Genomic DNA, 14216 nt, shown 5'->3' on the forward strand with positions numbered 1-14216 from the left:
CGCAGCTCACGCGCGCGTGGCCCCCGGGTCCGTCACGGCGACGGCCGGAGCGGCGTACGGCAGCAGCTCGGGCCGCTTGGGCGCCCGGCCGTCACCGGAGGAGCGGCCCGTCAGCCGGCGCCCGATCCACGGGCCCAGGTGCTCCCGGGCGAACCGCGCGTCCGCCAGCCGGCGGCTCGTCCAGCCCGGCCGCGCCGACGGGGGCAGCGGGGTCCGCCACTCGTCCTCCGGCGGCAGGCCGAGGGTCTGCCACACGGCCTCGGCCACCCGCCGGTGGCCCTCGGCGGTCAGGTGGAGCCGGTCCACGTCCCACATCCGGGGGTCGCCGAGGGAGGGGGCGCCGTAGAGGTCGACGACCAGCGCGCCGTGCCGGTCGGCGAGGGCGTCGATGTGCGCGAACAGCTCCTCCATCCGGGGCCGGAAGCGCTCCATGACCGGGCCGTTGCGGCCGGGGCTGCGCATGAGGACCAGCTGCCCGCAGGCCGGTGTGAGGCGTTCCACTGCCTCGGTCAGCAGGTCCCGCACGCGCACCATGTCGACCTTGGGCCGCAGGGTGTCGTTGAGCCCGCCGACGAGGGTCACCACATCGGCCTGCATCGTTGCGGCCAGGCCGACTTGCTCCTCGACGATCTGTCCGATGAGCTTCCCGCGCACGGCGAGATTGGCGTAGCGGAAGTCGGCCGAGCGGGCGGCCAGCCGGCCCGCGAGGACGTCGGCCCACCCCCGGTACGAGCCGTCCGGCTTCAGGTCCGACATACCCTCGGTGAAACTGTCGCCGAGGGCGACGAGACTGTTGTACGTGGCATTGATCTCCATGACGGAGCGATCATACCGTGCGGTATGCGCGGGATGCCGTTGGAGACCCGGGAGGGGAAACCCCATGAGCGAGACGCTGTCGGCCGCGCTGGCCGAGGCCCTGGCCGAACTGGTGGCGGCGGTCGAGACCGCCGAGGACGAGGCCGTCGACCCGGGCACGGCGACGACGTGGCTGGAGTCCACGGCCCGCACCCTCTCCGGCCTCCCGCCGGCCGACCGCCGCGCCCTCGACGGCCTCGTCCGGCGGGCCGCGCTCCGCCGCCCCGAAGGCGCCCGCCGTGACGCCCTGCTCCGCCTCCCGGCCCGGATCGCCGACGCCCCGGCGACGGGCGCGACCGTGACGCGTACCGCCGCGACGAGCACGACCGTGACGGCCGCGACGCACACCGCCACCGCCGATCCCGTGGTGCCCGGCCCCCGCGCGCCGCTGGCCCACGCCACCACCCCCGCAGCCCATGCCGCGGTGTGCGACGCGGTCGCCGCGCGCGTGCGGCGCTTCGCCGCCGTCGTCGCGGACGCCGACCCGGCGACCCCGGTCCCCACCTGCCCCGGCTGGACCCTCGCGGACCTCACCCGGCACCTCGGGGCCCTGCACCGCTGGACCGACCTCCTCGTACGCACCCGGGCCGCGGTCCGCGTCCACGTCGCCGACGTCCCGCTCGACCTGCCGGCGGACCCCGCCGCGTACGCGGGGTGGCTCGCCGACGGCGCCGAGCGGGTCCTCGAGACCCTGCGCGCCACCGATCCGGACCTGCCGGTCTGGTCCCCGGGCGCCGACCCGCACGTCCGGACCTACCCGCGGCGCCTGCTCGACGAGGCGGTCGTCCACCTCGCCGACGCCGAGATCGCGCTCGACGGCGCCGCCGCACCGCTCGACCCCGCGACGGCGGAGGCCGCGATCGACCGGTTCCTCGCCGACGCCCCCTACGTCCCCTGGATCGCCGAACCCGTCGCCCACCTGGACCGGGAGGGCGCCGTCCTGCGGTTCACCGCCCGCGACAGCGGCTCCGTGCGGAACCTGACCCTCGGCGGCGGCGGGTTCACCTGGACGCGGGAGGACGGGGCCGCAGCGCCGACCACCGCGGTCGAGGCGGACGCCGGGGAGCTGCTGCTGCTCCTGCACCGCCGGTACGCGGCCGAGGACCCGCGCTTCACCCGCACCGGCGACCGGGACCTGCTCGACGACTGGCTCGCCGCCACCGCGCTCTGACACGCCCGAGGGGCCCCGGGATCGATCCCGGGGCCCCTCGTCGTCCGCGGGGTGCGGTCACGGCGCCGCGGGGCGCCCCACCAGCTCGCGCAGCACGTCCTCCATCGTGACGAGGCCGGCCGGCTTGTCGTCCTCGTCGAGCACGGCCGCCAGATGGGTCCGGCTGCGGCGCATCGCGGTCAGGACGTCGTCCAGCGGGGTGGCGGCCCGGACCCGGGCGATCGGCCGCAGGGCCGTCACCGGGAACGGGACGTCGCGCGGGGAGACGTCCAGCGCGTCCTTGACGTGCAGGTAGCCGAGGATCCGGCGCTCGGAGTCCACCACGGGGAAGCGGGAGAAGCCCGTCCGCGCGGCCAGCGCCTCCAGCTCCTCGGCCGTGGTGCCGACCCGCGCGTACACGACCTTGGCCGCCGGCATCACGACGTCCCGGACGGGACGGCGGCCCAGCTCCAGGGCGTCGTGCAGCCGCTCGGCGGCCCGGTCGTCGAGGAGTCCCGCGTGGCCCGCGTCGGTCACGAGTCTGGCCAGCTCGTCGTCCGAGAACGTCGCCGCCACCTCGTCCTTGACCTCCACGCGCATCAGCTTCAGCAGCGTGTTGGCGAACGCGTTGATCGTGAAGATCACCGGGCGCAGCGCCCGCGCGAGCGTCACCAGCGGCGGGCCCAGCAGCAGCGCGGAGCGGGTCGGCTCGGCGAGCGCGATGTTCTTCGGGACCATCTCGCCGAGCAGCATGTGCAGGTACGTCGCGACCGACAGGGCGATCACGAACGAGATCGGGTGCACCAGGCCGTGCGGCACGCCGAGCGCGTCGAAGACCGGTTCGAGCAGGTGTGCGATGGCCGGTTCGGCGACGATGCCGAGCACCAGGGTGCAGAGCGTGATGCCGAGCTGCGCGGCGGCCAGCATCGCGGAGACGTGCTCAAGGCCCCAGACGACGCTGCGCGCCCTGCGGTCCCCGTTCTCGGCCAGCGGCTCGATCTGACTGCGGCGGACCGAGATCAGGGCGAACTCGGCGCCGACGAAGAAGGCGTTGACGACCAGCGTGAGCAGACCGATCAACAGCTGGACGGCGGTCATCGGCGGGCCTCCCCGGTCTCGTCCCCGGTCTCGTCCGCCGGGTCATGGGCGGGCGCGTGCATCAGGACGCGCGCGGCGCGGCGGCCCGAGGCGTCGACGACGTCGAGGCGCCAGCCGGCCAGCTCCACGGTGTCGCCGACCGCGGGGATGCGGCCCAGCTCGGTGGCGAGGACGCCCGCGAGGGTCTCGTACGGTCCGTCCGGCAGGCGGAGGCCGATCGCCTCCATCTGGTCCGTGCGGGCGGCGCCGTCCGCGGACCAGAGCTCGCGCCCGTCCGCGTCCTCGCCCGCCCGCGCCAGGTCCGGCGTCTCGTGCGGGTCGTGCTCGTCGCGGACCTCGCCGACGACCTCCTCGACGATGTCCTCCAGGGTGACGACGCCGGCCGTGCCGCCGTACTCGTCGATGACGACGGCCATCGTCTGCTTGCCCGACAGCCGGTCGAGGAGGCGGTCCACCGTCAGGGTCTCGGGGACCAGCAGCGGCTCGCGCAGCATCTCGCCGATGCGGCGGCGGGGCCGTTCGTCGGCCGGTATGGCGAGCACGTCCTTGATGTGCGCGATGCCGACGACCGAGTCGAGGCTGCCGCGGTAGACCGGGAAGCGGGACAGGCCCGTCGCCCGGGTCGCGTTCGCCACGTCCTCGGCGGTGGCCTGCACCTCCAGGGCGGTGACCTGGACGCGGGGCGTCATCACGTTCTCCGCGGTCAGCTCGGCCAGGTTGAGCGTACGGACGAACAGCTCGGCCGTGTCCGCCTCCAGCGCGCCCTCCTTGGCGGAGTGCCGGGCGAGCGCCACCAGCTCCTGCGGGGAGCGGGCGGAGGCCAGCTCCTCGGTCGGCTCCATGCCGAGGCGGTGCAGGATGCGATTGGCGGTGTTGTTGAGGTGACTGATCAGCGGCTTGAACGCGGCCGTGAAGACCCGCTGCGGGGTGGCGACCACCTTCGCGACGGCGAGGGGCGAGGAGATCGCCCAGTTCTTCGGGACCAGCTCGCCGACGACCATCAGGACGACGGTCGACAGGGCCGTGCCCAGGACGAGGGCCACCGACGAGGCGACGGTGGGGGAGAGGCCGAGGGCCTCGATCGGGCCGCGGATCAGCTTCGCGATCGACGGCTCGGCGAGCATGCCGACCACCAGGTTGGTCACGGTGATGCCCAGCTGGGCGCCGGAGAGCTGGAAGGTCAGCGACCGCACGGCCTTCAGGGCGCTGCCCGCCCCGCGTTCGCCGCGCTCCGCGGCGGCCTCGAGCTCGCCGCGCTCGACGGTCGTGAGCGAGAACTCGGCCGCGACGAAGGCGCCGCACGCGAGGGAGAGAAGGAGCGCCAGGAGGAGCAGGAGCACTTCGGTCATCGGTTCACCTCCGTCCCATGATCAGTCAGCGGGAGAAGGATCGCTCGATGTCGGCCGTCGAAGCCGGAGCTGTCGGAACCAGTGCTACTGGGAGGCTCGCCCATGGGCGGACGCTCACACCTTTCGGTCGTGGGGATGAGCCACCATGGTAAAGGACGGGCAAAGCGAGGAGGTGATCGCCCCCGCCCGCAGACCCCGGATGTGGTGGTGATCACCCGTGGGACACGGTGCTGCTCACCTCCCCCGGGCCGTCCCGGGCAAACCCGGAACGGCGCGGCGAATCGCGTCCGGCGGGGGCCCGGACTCACCCGTTCAGCGGCTTCACCCAGCGCCGCCAGCGCTCCTCGCGTCCGTACCCCGCGGCCGTCCACAGCCGCTGCCCCGACGCGTTCGCCTCCAGGACCATCGCGTCCGCGCGCCGGCCGCCGAGCGCGACGAAGCGTTCCTCCGCCGCCCGCAGCAGCGCGGTGGAGATCCCCCGCCTGCGGTGCGAGGGCAGGACGGCGAGCCGGTAGAGGGACGCGCGCCAGCCGTCCCAGCCGGCGATCACCGACCCCACGATCCGTCCGTCGGCCACGGCCAGGATCAGGGCCTCGGGGTCGCGCTCGACGAGCCGGTTCACCCCGTGCGTGTCGTCCGAGATCGAGGTCCCCTCGGCCGACTCCTTCCAGAAGGCCAGGACGTCTTCGGCGTCGGCGGCGGTGGCGGCACGTATCTGAAGATCGATCATGGCGCGATCCCACCACGGCCGGCCGCGGCGGTGCCACGGAGTTCCGCAGGACGGACGGCGGCCGCGCGGAGGCCCTCGGCAGACGCCCCCTAGATCCTGGCCGTGCCCAGGAAGCAGGGCGAGGACGGCAGGCGCGGGCCGTTCTCCGGCAGGTCGAAGGAGCGGGACGTCACCACGGTGAGACCGGCCGCCGCGAGTGCGGCGAGCGGGTCGCGGGAGGTGTGGCAGCCGCCGAACAGCAGAGGCCACACCGTGCGGTCGAGGCCCCGCTGCACGCGCGCGAGACCGGGGGAGTCCGCCGCCCCGTGCTCCAGGAAGCGCAGCCCGCCGCCGGGGCGCACCACCCGGCGCACCTCCGCGAGGGCCCGCGGCACGCTGCGTACCGTGCACAGCACCAGCGAGACGACGGCCGCGTCGAAGGAGGCGTCCTCCGCCGGCAGGTCCTCGGCCGTGCCCTTCCGCACGGTCACCGGGACCGGCGCCCGCCGTGCGGCCTCCGCGGCGAGCCCGCGCAGATGGTCCTCCGGCTCGACGGCGACGACCTCGGTGACGCCGGCCGGGTAGTGCGCGAAGTTCAGCCCGTTGCCGGCGCCGATCTCGACCACCCGGCCGGCGAGCCCGGAGAGCAGTTCCGCGCGCAGGGCGCCGACCCCGCCGTGCACGTCGGCCGACACGCTCACGCGCGCGTAGAACCGGGCGAAGAGGGGGTGATGGACGCGGGGTGCCCGGCTCCCGGGCCGCGGCGGGGTCACCGTGCGCCCCTCATCCGGTCACGAAGCAGAACTCGTTGCCCTCCGGGTCCCGCATGACCTGGAAGGAGCCCTGCTCGTCGGTGACGAGTCCGCCGACCCTGACCGCGCCGGCCGCGAGGGCCTCGTCGGCGGCGCGCTCGGGGTCCTCGACCTCCAGGTCGAGGTGGAGCCGGTTCTTCGCCGCCTTGCCCTCGGGAACCCGCTGGAAGGCGATCCGGACGAACTCCGGCGGATCGACGTACGACCAGTCCTCGCCGCGGTCGACGGGGTCCCCGCCGAGGAGCCCGGACCAGAACCGGACGAGTGCGGCCGGACCGGCACAGTCGAAGACGATCTCCTGAACGTGAGCGCGCATGGCCCCAGCCTACGGATCGACCGCGGCCGGGGCCGTGCGGACGTCAGACTCCGACGGTTCCGGCGAACGCCTCCGCGTCCCAGCGGCCGCCGAGCGCGGGCGCGAGCCAGTCGCCCGCCGCCGCCCGGAAGCGGGCCGGGGCGAGCGACCCCGAGCCCTCCGGCACGGCCCCCAGCAGGGGCGCCCGCGCCGACCGGGGCAGATCGGCGAGGTTGCACCGCGCCGCGAGGTCGGGCGCGTCCGGCCAGCTGCCGACGACGACGCCCAGCTGCTCGATGCCGCGCGCCCGCAGGGCCTCGCCCGTCAGCGTGGTGGAGTTGAGGGTCCCGAGACCGGCCGGGACCACGACCAGGACCGGGGCGTCGAGGAGCGCGGCCACGTCGGCGAGCGTGCCGCCCTCCTCGTCGAAGCGGACCAGGAGGCCGCCGGCCCCCTCCACGAGCACCAGGTCGTGCTCGGCGGCGAGCTTCCGGGCGGCCTCGGCGACCTCGGCGGGCCCGACCGGGGCGAGCCCCGACCGCCGGGCGGCCGTGTCCGGGGCCAGCGGCTCCGGGAAGCGGGCCAGCTCGGCGGAGGTCACGGCGCCGGAGAGCCGGACGACCTCGTCCGCGTCGCCCCGCTCGTCCGGGCCGAGGCCCGTCTGGGCGGGCTTCAGGACGGCGACCGACCGTCCCGCCGCGGTCGCCACGGCGGCCACCGCCGCCGTGACCACGGTCTTGCCGATCTCCGTCCCCGTACCGCTGACGACGATGATTCCCACTGCTGTCCCGTTCCTTCCGTTCACCCTGACCGGCTCGCTCCGACCGGCCCGTTCCGCGCGGGCCGGTCAGCCGGCCGCCGCGGCCGCGCGGACCGCCCTGCAGATCCTGGCCAGGTCCTCGTCCCCGGTCACGTACGGCGGCATCGTGTAGACGAGGTCCCGGAACGGGCGCAGCCACACGCCCTCCCGGACCGCCGCGCGCGTGGCCGCCTCCATGTCGACCGGGTGGTCGAGCTGGACGACGCCGATCGCGCCGAGCACCCGCACCTCGCGGACGCCCGGCAGGTCGGCCGCCGGCGCGAGGCCGGTCCGCAGCCCGGTCTCGATCCGCTTGACCTCGACCTCCCAGTCCTGGGAGAGCAGCAGGTCGAGCGAGGCGAGGGCCACGGCCGAGGCGAGCGGGTTGCCCATGAAGGTCGGCCCGTGCGCCAGGATCGGCACCTCGCCCCGTGAGATCCCGTCGGCGACCCGGCTCGTGCAGAGCGTGGCCGCCATCGACAGGTAGCCGCCGGTCATCGCCTTGCCGACGCACATCACGTCGGGGGAGACGCCCGCCTGGTCGGCGGCGAACAGCCGGCCCGTGCGGCCGAACCCGGTCGCGATCTCGTCGAAGACGAGCAGGACGTCGTGCGCGTCGCACGCCTCGCGCAGCACCCGCAGGTACGCCGGGTCGTGGAAGCGCATCCCGCCCGCGCCCTGCACCACCGGCTCCACCACCACGGCGGCCAGCTCGTGCGCGTGGCGCCCGATCTCGGCCCGCAGCAGCTCGGCGTACGACTCCTCGAAGGCGGCCGGCGGCGCGTCCACGAAGACCTGCCGCTGGAGGACGCCGGTCCACAGCTCGTGCATGCCGCCCTGCGGGTCGCAGACCGACATCGGCTGCCAGGTGTCCCCGTGGTAGCCGCCGCGCCAGGTCAGTAGCCGCTGCTTCTCGGGGCGGCCGAGGGAACGCCAGTACTGCAGGCACATCTTGGCCGCCACCTCGACGGAGACGGAGCCCGAGTCGCTCAGGAAGACGTGCCGCAGCGGCTCGGGCGTGATCTCGACGAGCCGGGCGGCGAGCCGGACGGCGGGCTCGTGGGTGAGCCCGCCGAACATGACGTGGCTCATCCGGTCCAGCTGTCCGCGGACCGCCTCGTTGAGCACGGGGTGGTTGTAGCCGTGGATCGCCGACCACCACGAGGACATGCCGTCGACCAACTCGTCCTGGCCCTCGGCGGGTTCGGCGAGCCGGAGGCGCACACCCGAGGCGGACGCGACGACCAGCGGCTCCGCACGGCCCGGCATGGGGCCGTACGGATGCCAGACGTGCGCCCGGTCCAGGGCGAGCAGTTCGTCGTTACGCATTCGGCGCCAGGTCCGTGCCGGCACCCCGGCGGCGCACGGCCACCAGATCGGGCCGGGCACCGTTGGTGGGGGCCTCCGTCTCCGCCCCGGCCGCGGGGGCCTGGGCGGGCTCGGCGGCGTGGCCGCCGCAGGGACCGCAGCCGCCGCCGGCGTGCCCGCCGCAGCCCGCGTCGCCGTCGGCCTGCGCCTGCGCACCGCAGCCGCCGGCCCCGGCCGGAGCGTGCGAGCCGCAGCTGCCACCCGCCGCGGCGAGCGCGTCCGCGCGGTGCGCCGGCAGCGTCGTGGTGCCCGCGCCCTCGACCTCGAAACCGGCGTCCGCGATCATGTCGAGGTCGGCCTGGCCGGCCTGGCCCTCGCTCGTCAGGTAGTCGCCGAGGAAGATCGAGTTCGCGATGTTCAGCGCCAGCGGCTGCATCGAACGCAGGTGCACCTCACGGCCGCCCGCGATCCGCACCTCCACGTCGGGGCAGACGAACCGGACCATCGCGAGGATCCGCAGGCAGCGCTGCGGGGTGAGGTTCCACTCCTTGGCGAGCGGGGTCCCCTCGAAGGGGATGAGGAAGTTGACCGGCACCGAGTCCGAGTCCAGCTCGCGCAGCGCGTAGACGACGTCGACCAGGTCCTCGTCGGTCTCGCCCATGCCCGCGATCAGGCCCGAGCACGCCGACAGACCGGCGGCGTGCGCCTTCTGCACGGTGTCCACCCGGTCCGCGTACGTGTGGGTCTTGGTGATGCCCTCGTACGTCGCCTCGGACGTGTTCAGGTTGTGGTTGTACGCGTCGGCGCCGGCCTCCCGCAGCCGCTCCGCCTGGCCGTCCGAGAGCAGACCGAGACAGGCGCACACCTCGACGCCCTCGTTCTGCTCCTTGATCGCCTCGATGGTCCTGCCGACGCGCTCCACGTCCCGGTCCGTCGGACCGCGGCCGCTCGCCACCAGGCAGACCCGCTTGGCGCCGCCCGCGACACCCGCGGCCGCGGCCTGCGAGGCCTCGTCCGGCTTGAGCCAGGTGTACTTGAGAATCTCGGCCTTGGAGCCGAGGCGCTGCGAGCAGTACGAGCAGTCCTCGGGACAGAGCCCGGACTTCAGGTTGACCAGATAGTTGAGCTTCACCCGGCGGCCGAACCACTGGCGGCGCACCTTGCCGGCCGCGGCCACCACATCGAGCAGTTCGTCGTCGGACGTCGCCAGCACGGCGAGCGCTTCTTCACGGGTCGGCAGCTCGCGCCGCAGCCCCTTCTCCACCAGCGTGTTCAGCAGGTCCATAACCGCTGATCCTTGCCTACCGCCCACCCCCGGGCCAAGGAGGAACCGAACAAACGCCCCCGATCGGGGTGTGTGGATGACCACATCCCGACCCCGGCTCCCTCCGGCTAGTGTCTGTGCGCTGCCTACAAAAGGATCGCCGCATGCCACAGGCCGACGACGCACGGGCCGCGGGCCCGCGCCGTACCGCGTTCGACTGGACCGACGCCGAGGCGCGCCGCCGGGCGGAAGCCGGTCTCGTCCGGACGCTGCGGCCCCGGGCGGCCGAGTCGGACCTCCTCGACCTGGCGAGCAACGACTACCTCGGCCTCACCCGCCGGCCCGAGGTCACCGAGGCGGCCGCCGAGGCGGCACGGCGCTGGGGCGCCGGCTCCACCGGTTCGCGCCTCGTCACCGGCACCACCCGGCTGCACGCGCGCCTGGAGCGCGAACTCGCCGACTTCTGCGGCTTCGAGGCCGCCCTCGTCTTCTCCTCCGGCTACACGGCCAACCTCGCGGCGCTGACCGCGCTCGGCGGCCGGGACTCCCTCGTCGTCTCCGACGCCGCCAACCACGCCTCGATCGTCGACGGCTGCCGACTCGCGCGCGCCGAGACCGCCGTCGTCCCGCACGCCGACCCCGAGGCCGTACGCAAGACCCTGGACGCGCACCCCGGGCGCCGCGCCCTGGTCGTCAGCGACTCCGTGTTCTCCGTCGACGGCGACAGGGCGCCGCTGACGGAACTGGCCGCGGCCTGCCGCGCGCACGGCGCCGGTCTCGTGGTGGACGACGCCCACGGCTTCGGCGTCCTCGGCGACGGCGGCCGGGGCGCCCTGCACGAGGCGGGTCTGGCGGGCGCCGAGGATGTCGTCGCCACCCTCACCCTTTCCAAGTCCCTGGGCAGCCAGGGCGGCGCCGTCCTCGGGCCCGCCCGGGTCGTCGAGCACCTGGTGAACGCCGCCCGCACCTTCATCTTCGACACCGGGCTCGCCCCCGCCGCCGCGGGCGGCGCGCTCGCGGCCCTGCGGCGGATCGCCGCGGAGCCGGGGCTCGCCGAGCGGGCCAGGACGGTGGCGACCGTCCTGCACCGGCGGCTGACCGACGCCGGCCTCACCGCGGCCCGGCCCGACGCGGCCGTCGTCTCGGTCCGGGCCCCCTCTCCGGAGGCGGCGCTCGCCTGGGCCGCGGACTGCCGCGACCAGGGGCTGGCGGTCGGCTGCTTCCGGCCGCCCTCGGTGCCCGACGGCATCTCGCGGCTGCGCCTGACGGCCCGGGCCGACCTGACCGACGCGCAGATCGAGCGCGCGGTGGAGACGATCCTGCGGACGGCGCCCGTCGGGTGAGGCGCCGCCGGTCCGGGCGGGCGGCTGCCGGCCGCGGTGACCGCTGCCCAAGCGCGTTCCGGGGTCGTGGAGTTCACCGCTTCGGGCGACAGACAGGGACATATCTTGGTGGAACCCCGCCCGGGGCGGCACGATCGGTGGCACTCTGACGCGTAGTGCAATCCGGGACGATGTGCCCGGCGGGAAAGGGACAGCGTCGCATGGCAGATCATCAGGAAGCATCCGTCACGCTGCCGAGCGAACCCGCCTCGGTCCCCACGGCCCGGCGGTACGTCGCGGACGTCCTGACCGGCTGGGGACTCGACGACGCCGCGGACACCGCCGACGCGATCCGCCTGATCGTCTCGGAACTGGCCACCAACGCCGTCGTCCACACCTTCGGCCTTTCGCCGACGTTCACCGTCGACATCAGGCTGGTGCGCGAGGAGGTCCTCCACATCGGGGTGACCGACAGCCATCCCCGCCGGCCCCGCCGCCTCCCGGCGGCGGTCCAGCAGGACAACGGCCGCGGTCTGGTCATCATCCGCTCGCTCGCGGCCGCGGCGGGCGGCCGGTTCTCCGTCACGCCGACGGACGACGGCGGCAAGACGGTCTGGATCACCCTCCCCTGGGCGGCCGCTCCCGTGCCGATCCGCTGACCCCGCCCCCGCGGGGACCGCCGGCCACCGGGACAGGGCGGCCGCGCGGTCGCGCGGGGGAGGGGAGGCGGTGGCGCGGGTGCGGCCGTCCGGGTGAGCCCGCTCCGGCGGTGCCGCCGGGGAGCCGGTCGTCGGGGAAGGGCTCCGGAGGGGACGCCGGGGGCCGCGGTCCGGGCGGAGAGCGGGGCGGCGCCACCCCGCCGCTCAGGCCGGTCCGAGGGGCCGCGTCAGCGGCCGGGGGCCGTCATCGGACGCGGCCGTAGTAGACCTTCGACGACCAGATCTTGTCGAGCTTCACCCACGAGCCCGTCTTGGGCGAGTGCCAGATCTTGCCCGCGCCGGCGTAGATGCCGACGTGGTAGACCCTTCCACCGGAGTGGAAGAAGACCAGGTCCCCCTGTTGTCTGCTGGACGCGGCGATGTGCCGGGTCTTGTTGTACTGCTGCTGCGCGGTGCGGGGCAGCGACTTGCCCGCCTTCTTGTACGCGTAGAGCGTCAGGCCGGAGCAGTCGAACCGGGTGGGTCCACTGGCTCCGTACCGGTACGGGGCTCCCTTCTTGGACTGGGCGACGCTGAGTGCCTTGTACGCGTGTGAGGTGGCTGCCTGGGCCTCCGGCGCCGCTCCTGGGGCGAGCAGCGTGCCGCCGACGGCGGCGAGGGTGAGAGCCGAGACGGCTCCGGCCCGGGACAGCAGGGACGGGACGTGCATCTGCGCAGTCATGCGCAACCCTTCGTCAGCCGCCTGCGAAGGATGACCTGTCGGGTTCGGGCTGGCGAAGATGCCCGGCCGCGGCTGCGGCTTCACCCCAAGGGGCGGCCTCGCTGCCGGAACAGCGCGTACGCCCCGCAAAAATCGGGTCCTCCACTCCTGCCGATCCACTCCTGCCGACCAGACGTCCGGGACAGCGGCAGGACTCGGCGTCCGCCCGGACCGCCCCGCCGCGGCGGCGGGGGCTTGTCGTCGTCAGGGATCTTGACCCACGACATGGGCGAAAACCGAGCTGAAACGGCGATATGTGAGGCTCCTCACGACTGATCCATTCAGGTGGACAGGCAGCCTTTGTGATCTTCCGAGGTTTGGCCGACGAGCCCCGCACCAGCGATGGAACGTTCGATTCCGCCAGATGTGTACACCTGTTGCGCAACTCTCCCGACGCATGTGTCGACTCGTCGACTACGCCGAACGAGCGAGGGAATCTGCGGCGCACGTCGGCCGTCCGGCCCTCGACACGACACGCCGGTATGTCAACTCGCTCGGGTCTGCGGCACGGTGACCCGGCCCGTCCTCCGCTCGCCGTCCAACACCCGCAGGGCACGCGCCAATGTGTCCGCGTGCACCTCGTTCTCGCCCCGCATGTGCATGAGCGTCAGGGCGGCGCGCAACGCCTCCACTCGTCCCACCAGGGCTTGTGCCGCGCGCAGGGCTCCATAGGTATGCGAACCCCTGGATGGGTTGATCTTCCCCAGGAGGTCCACGACTTCGAGGTAGGCGTCGACGAACTCGCCCTCGGCCCGGGTCAGGGCGGGCAGCGGCGGAAGCTCAGGGACCACCGCGCGCTCACCGCGCCGCGCCGCCGGCGGGCGCCCGCCGGCGGCTCACGAGGTGGTCGGCGAGTCCGTACGCGACCGCCGCGGGCGCGTCCAGGACCGTCGTGCGGTCGAGGTCGGCGTCGATCCGCTCCCGCTCCTGCCCGGTGTGTTCGGTGAGCATCGCGGCCACCAGCGCGCGCTGCCGCAGCAGTTCGCGCGCGTGGACGTCCAGATCGCTCGGCTGCCCCCGCATCGGCTCGTCCAGCGCGGGCTGTTCGAGCGTGACCCGGGCGCCGGGCAGGACCATGCGCTTGCCGGGGGTGCCCGCGGCGAGGAGCACCGCCGCGGTGGACTCGGCCCGGCCCAGGCAGGTCGTCTCCACGTCGCAGTGGAGCGAGCCCATCGTGTCGTGGATCGCCGTCATCGCGTGGACCGCTCCGCCGGGCGAGTTGATGTACAGGGCGATGTCCTGGCCGGGGGCCGCGTGATCCAGGTACAGCAGCTGCGCGATGACGTCGTCGGCCGAGGTCTCGTCGATCGGCGAGCCGAGGAGGACGATCCGCGATTCCAGGAGCTTGGAGTACGGGTCGAGGGTGCGGGTTCCGAAGCCGGTCCGCTCCGTGAACGAGGGCAGGACGTGTCGGGCGTCCATGTCGGGCACCTCCATCGGTAAAAAATGTACAGGACGTACAGGCCGTAAGATGAGGAGCATGACCTACGAGATCCCGGTGACGCAAGCCCGGGCCGAGCTCGCCGACCTCATCAACCGCGTCGTCTACGGCGGGGAGCGCGTCGTCGTCACCCGCCACGGCAAGCCGCTGGTCGCCCTCGTCTCCGCGGCTGACCTGGCCGAACTCGAAGCGGCCGAGAAGCCCGCCGACGAGCAGGTCGTCAGCTCCCTCTCCCGCCTCCACCCGGTCGACTCCGCTCCCGGCGAACAGGGACGCTTCGGCATCGCCGCGCACCACCGCGACCCCGGCACGCCCTGACCCGGGTCACGGGAAAGCGGGGGGGGGGGGGGCAGGAGGTTGGGGGGCGGAGCTCTGTGGGGGGGGGGGGTACGATT

General features: G+C 74.2%; 16 protein-coding genes and 1 riboswitch. Of the genes, 4 read left to right on the plus strand and 12 right to left on the minus strand.

Annotation, left to right across the window (positions count from 1 at the left end; genetic code table 11):
* Positions 1 to 6: 6 nt before the first annotated feature.
* Complete coding sequence (locus ACZ60W_RS28195) at positions 7 to 816, minus strand: SGNH/GDSL hydrolase family protein (RefSeq protein WP_469758188.1); 810 nt, start codon at positions 814 to 816, stop codon at positions 7 to 9.
* Positions 817 to 880: 64 nt separating this feature from the next.
* Between ACZ60W_RS28195 and ACZ60W_RS28200 the strand changes: the two genes are divergently transcribed.
* On the plus strand, positions 881 to 2026 hold the full coding sequence (locus ACZ60W_RS28200; protein WP_469758189.1) for a maleylpyruvate isomerase N-terminal domain-containing protein: 1146 nt from the start codon (positions 881 to 883) through the stop codon (positions 2024 to 2026).
* A gap of 57 nt (positions 2027 to 2083) precedes the next feature.
* Here ACZ60W_RS28200 and ACZ60W_RS28205 read toward each other — a convergent pair whose 3' ends face one another.
* The 8 genes from ACZ60W_RS28205 to bioB all read right to left on the minus strand — a co-directional run bounded on the left by ACZ60W_RS28205 (position 2084) and on the right by bioB (position 9660).
* The gene (locus ACZ60W_RS28205) at positions 2084 to 3103 is read right to left on the minus strand and encodes a hemolysin family protein (protein WP_469758190.1); all 1020 of its coding nucleotides are present in this window, start codon (positions 3101 to 3103) and stop codon (positions 2084 to 2086) included.
* Positions 3100 to 4452: a hemolysin family protein gene (locus ACZ60W_RS28210; RefSeq protein ID WP_469758191.1), complete on the minus strand. Its 1353-nt coding sequence runs from the start codon at positions 4450 to 4452 to the stop codon at positions 3100 to 3102. The genes ACZ60W_RS28205 and ACZ60W_RS28210 overlap by 4 nt, the downstream gene beginning before the upstream one ends.
* A 304-nt stretch (positions 4453 to 4756) precedes the next feature.
* A complete protein-coding gene (locus tag ACZ60W_RS28215) occupies positions 4757 to 5182 on the minus strand; it encodes a GNAT family N-acetyltransferase (RefSeq protein ID WP_469758192.1) in 426 nt (141 codons plus the stop codon).
* A gap of 89 nt (positions 5183 to 5271) precedes the next feature.
* A complete protein-coding gene (locus ACZ60W_RS28220; protein ID WP_469758193.1) occupies positions 5272 to 5934 on the minus strand; it encodes a class I SAM-dependent methyltransferase in 663 nt (220 codons plus the stop codon).
* Between the two features lie 10 nt (positions 5935 to 5944).
* Positions 5945 to 6289 carry a VOC family protein gene (locus tag ACZ60W_RS28225; RefSeq protein ID WP_469758194.1) on the minus strand — a complete coding sequence of 115 codons (345 nt, stop codon included), beginning with the start codon at positions 6287 to 6289 and terminating at the stop codon, positions 5945 to 5947.
* Between the two features lie 43 nt (positions 6290 to 6332).
* Complete coding sequence (gene bioD / locus ACZ60W_RS28230) at positions 6333 to 7049, minus strand: dethiobiotin synthase (RefSeq protein ID WP_469758195.1); 717 nt, start codon at positions 7047 to 7049, stop codon at positions 6333 to 6335.
* A 66-nt stretch (positions 7050 to 7115) separates the two neighbouring features.
* Complete coding sequence (locus tag ACZ60W_RS28235; RefSeq protein ID WP_469758196.1) at positions 7116 to 8396, minus strand: adenosylmethionine--8-amino-7-oxononanoate transaminase; 1281 nt, start codon at positions 8394 to 8396, stop codon at positions 7116 to 7118.
* Positions 8389 to 9660, minus strand: a complete 1272-nt coding sequence (gene bioB, locus ACZ60W_RS28240; RefSeq protein WP_469758197.1) for a biotin synthase BioB — start codon at positions 9658 to 9660, stop codon at positions 8389 to 8391. Before bioB ends, ACZ60W_RS28235 begins: the two co-directional genes overlap by 8 nt.
* A 143-nt stretch (positions 9661 to 9803) precedes the next feature.
* Between bioB and ACZ60W_RS28245 the strand changes: the two genes are divergently transcribed.
* Positions 9804 to 10982, plus strand: a complete 1179-nt coding sequence (locus ACZ60W_RS28245) for an 8-amino-7-oxononanoate synthase (RefSeq protein WP_469758198.1) — start codon at positions 9804 to 9806, stop codon at positions 10980 to 10982.
* Positions 10983 to 11182: 200 nt separating this feature from the next.
* Positions 11183 to 11620 (plus strand): ATP-binding protein, encoded by a 438-nt coding sequence (locus tag ACZ60W_RS28250; RefSeq protein WP_469758199.1) that lies wholly within the window; start codon positions 11183 to 11185, stop codon positions 11618 to 11620.
* A gap of 244 nt (positions 11621 to 11864) precedes the next feature.
* Here ACZ60W_RS28250 and ACZ60W_RS28255 read toward each other — a convergent pair whose 3' ends face one another.
* The 3 genes from ACZ60W_RS28255 to ACZ60W_RS28265 form a co-directional block, all read right to left on the minus strand.
* Positions 11865 to 12341, minus strand: coding sequence for a C40 family peptidase (locus tag ACZ60W_RS28255; protein ID WP_469758200.1), 477 nt, complete (start codon positions 12339 to 12341; stop codon positions 11865 to 11867).
* A 3-nt stretch (positions 12342 to 12344) separates the two neighbouring features.
* Positions 12345 to 12475: riboswitch (cyclic di-AMP (ydaO/yuaA leader) on the minus strand.
* Positions 12476 to 12865: 390 nt separating this feature from the next.
* Positions 12866 to 13171, minus strand: a complete 306-nt coding sequence (locus ACZ60W_RS28260; protein ID WP_469758201.1) for a hypothetical protein — start codon at positions 13169 to 13171, stop codon at positions 12866 to 12868.
* Between the two features lie 7 nt (positions 13172 to 13178).
* Positions 13179 to 13802, minus strand: a complete 624-nt coding sequence (locus tag ACZ60W_RS28265; protein WP_469758202.1) for an ATP-dependent Clp protease proteolytic subunit — start codon at positions 13800 to 13802, stop codon at positions 13179 to 13181.
* Positions 13803 to 13860: 58 nt separating this feature from the next.
* Here ACZ60W_RS28265 and ACZ60W_RS28270 point away from each other — a divergent pair, with 58 nt between their 5' ends.
* Entirely contained in the window at positions 13861 to 14139 is a 279-nt protein-coding gene (locus tag ACZ60W_RS28270; RefSeq protein WP_469758203.1) for a type II toxin-antitoxin system Phd/YefM family antitoxin, read from the plus strand.
* The last annotated feature ends 77 nt before the right edge of the window (positions 14140 to 14216 follow it).

It is taken from the genome of Streptomyces sp. NPDC104202 (assembly GCF_055584185.1).

What these genes read in the sequence shown, in the direction of transcription:
- ACZ60W_RS28195 (WP_469758188.1), bottom strand. Translation starts at nt 816, where the DNA reads ATGGAGATCAATGCCACGTACAACAGTCTCGTCGCCCTCGGCGACAGT.
- ACZ60W_RS28200 (WP_469758189.1), top strand. Translation starts at nt 881, where the DNA reads ATGAGCGAGACGCTGTCGGCCGCGCTGGCCGAGGCCCTGGCCGAACTG.
- ACZ60W_RS28205 (WP_469758190.1), bottom strand. Translation starts at nt 3,103, where the DNA reads ATGACCGCCGTCCAGCTGTTGATCGGTCTGCTCACGCTGGTCGTCAAC.
- ACZ60W_RS28210 (WP_469758191.1), bottom strand. Translation starts at nt 4,452, where the DNA reads ATGACCGAAGTGCTCCTGCTCCTCCTGGCGCTCCTTCTCTCCCTCGCG.
- ACZ60W_RS28215 (WP_469758192.1), bottom strand. Translation starts at nt 5,182, where the DNA reads ATGATCGATCTTCAGATACGTGCCGCCACCGCCGCCGACGCCGAAGAC.
- ACZ60W_RS28225 (WP_469758194.1), bottom strand. Translation starts at nt 6,289, where the DNA reads ATGCGCGCTCACGTTCAGGAGATCGTCTTCGACTGTGCCGGTCCGGCC.
- ACZ60W_RS28235 (WP_469758196.1), bottom strand. Translation starts at nt 8,396, where the DNA reads ATGCGTAACGACGAACTGCTCGCCCTGGACCGGGCGCACGTCTGGCAT.
- bioB (WP_469758197.1), bottom strand. Translation starts at nt 9,660, where the DNA reads ATGGACCTGCTGAACACGCTGGTGGAGAAGGGGCTGCGGCGCGAGCTG.
- ACZ60W_RS28245 (WP_469758198.1), top strand. Translation starts at nt 9,804, where the DNA reads ATGCCACAGGCCGACGACGCACGGGCCGCGGGCCCGCGCCGTACCGCG.
- ACZ60W_RS28250 (WP_469758199.1), top strand. Translation starts at nt 11,183, where the DNA reads ATGGCAGATCATCAGGAAGCATCCGTCACGCTGCCGAGCGAACCCGCC.
- ACZ60W_RS28255 (WP_469758200.1), bottom strand. Translation starts at nt 12,341, where the DNA reads ATGACTGCGCAGATGCACGTCCCGTCCCTGCTGTCCCGGGCCGGAGCC.
- ACZ60W_RS28265 (WP_469758202.1), bottom strand. Translation starts at nt 13,802, where the DNA reads ATGGACGCCCGACACGTCCTGCCCTCGTTCACGGAGCGGACCGGCTTC.
- ACZ60W_RS28270 (WP_469758203.1), top strand. Translation starts at nt 13,861, where the DNA reads ATGACCTACGAGATCCCGGTGACGCAAGCCCGGGCCGAGCTCGCCGAC.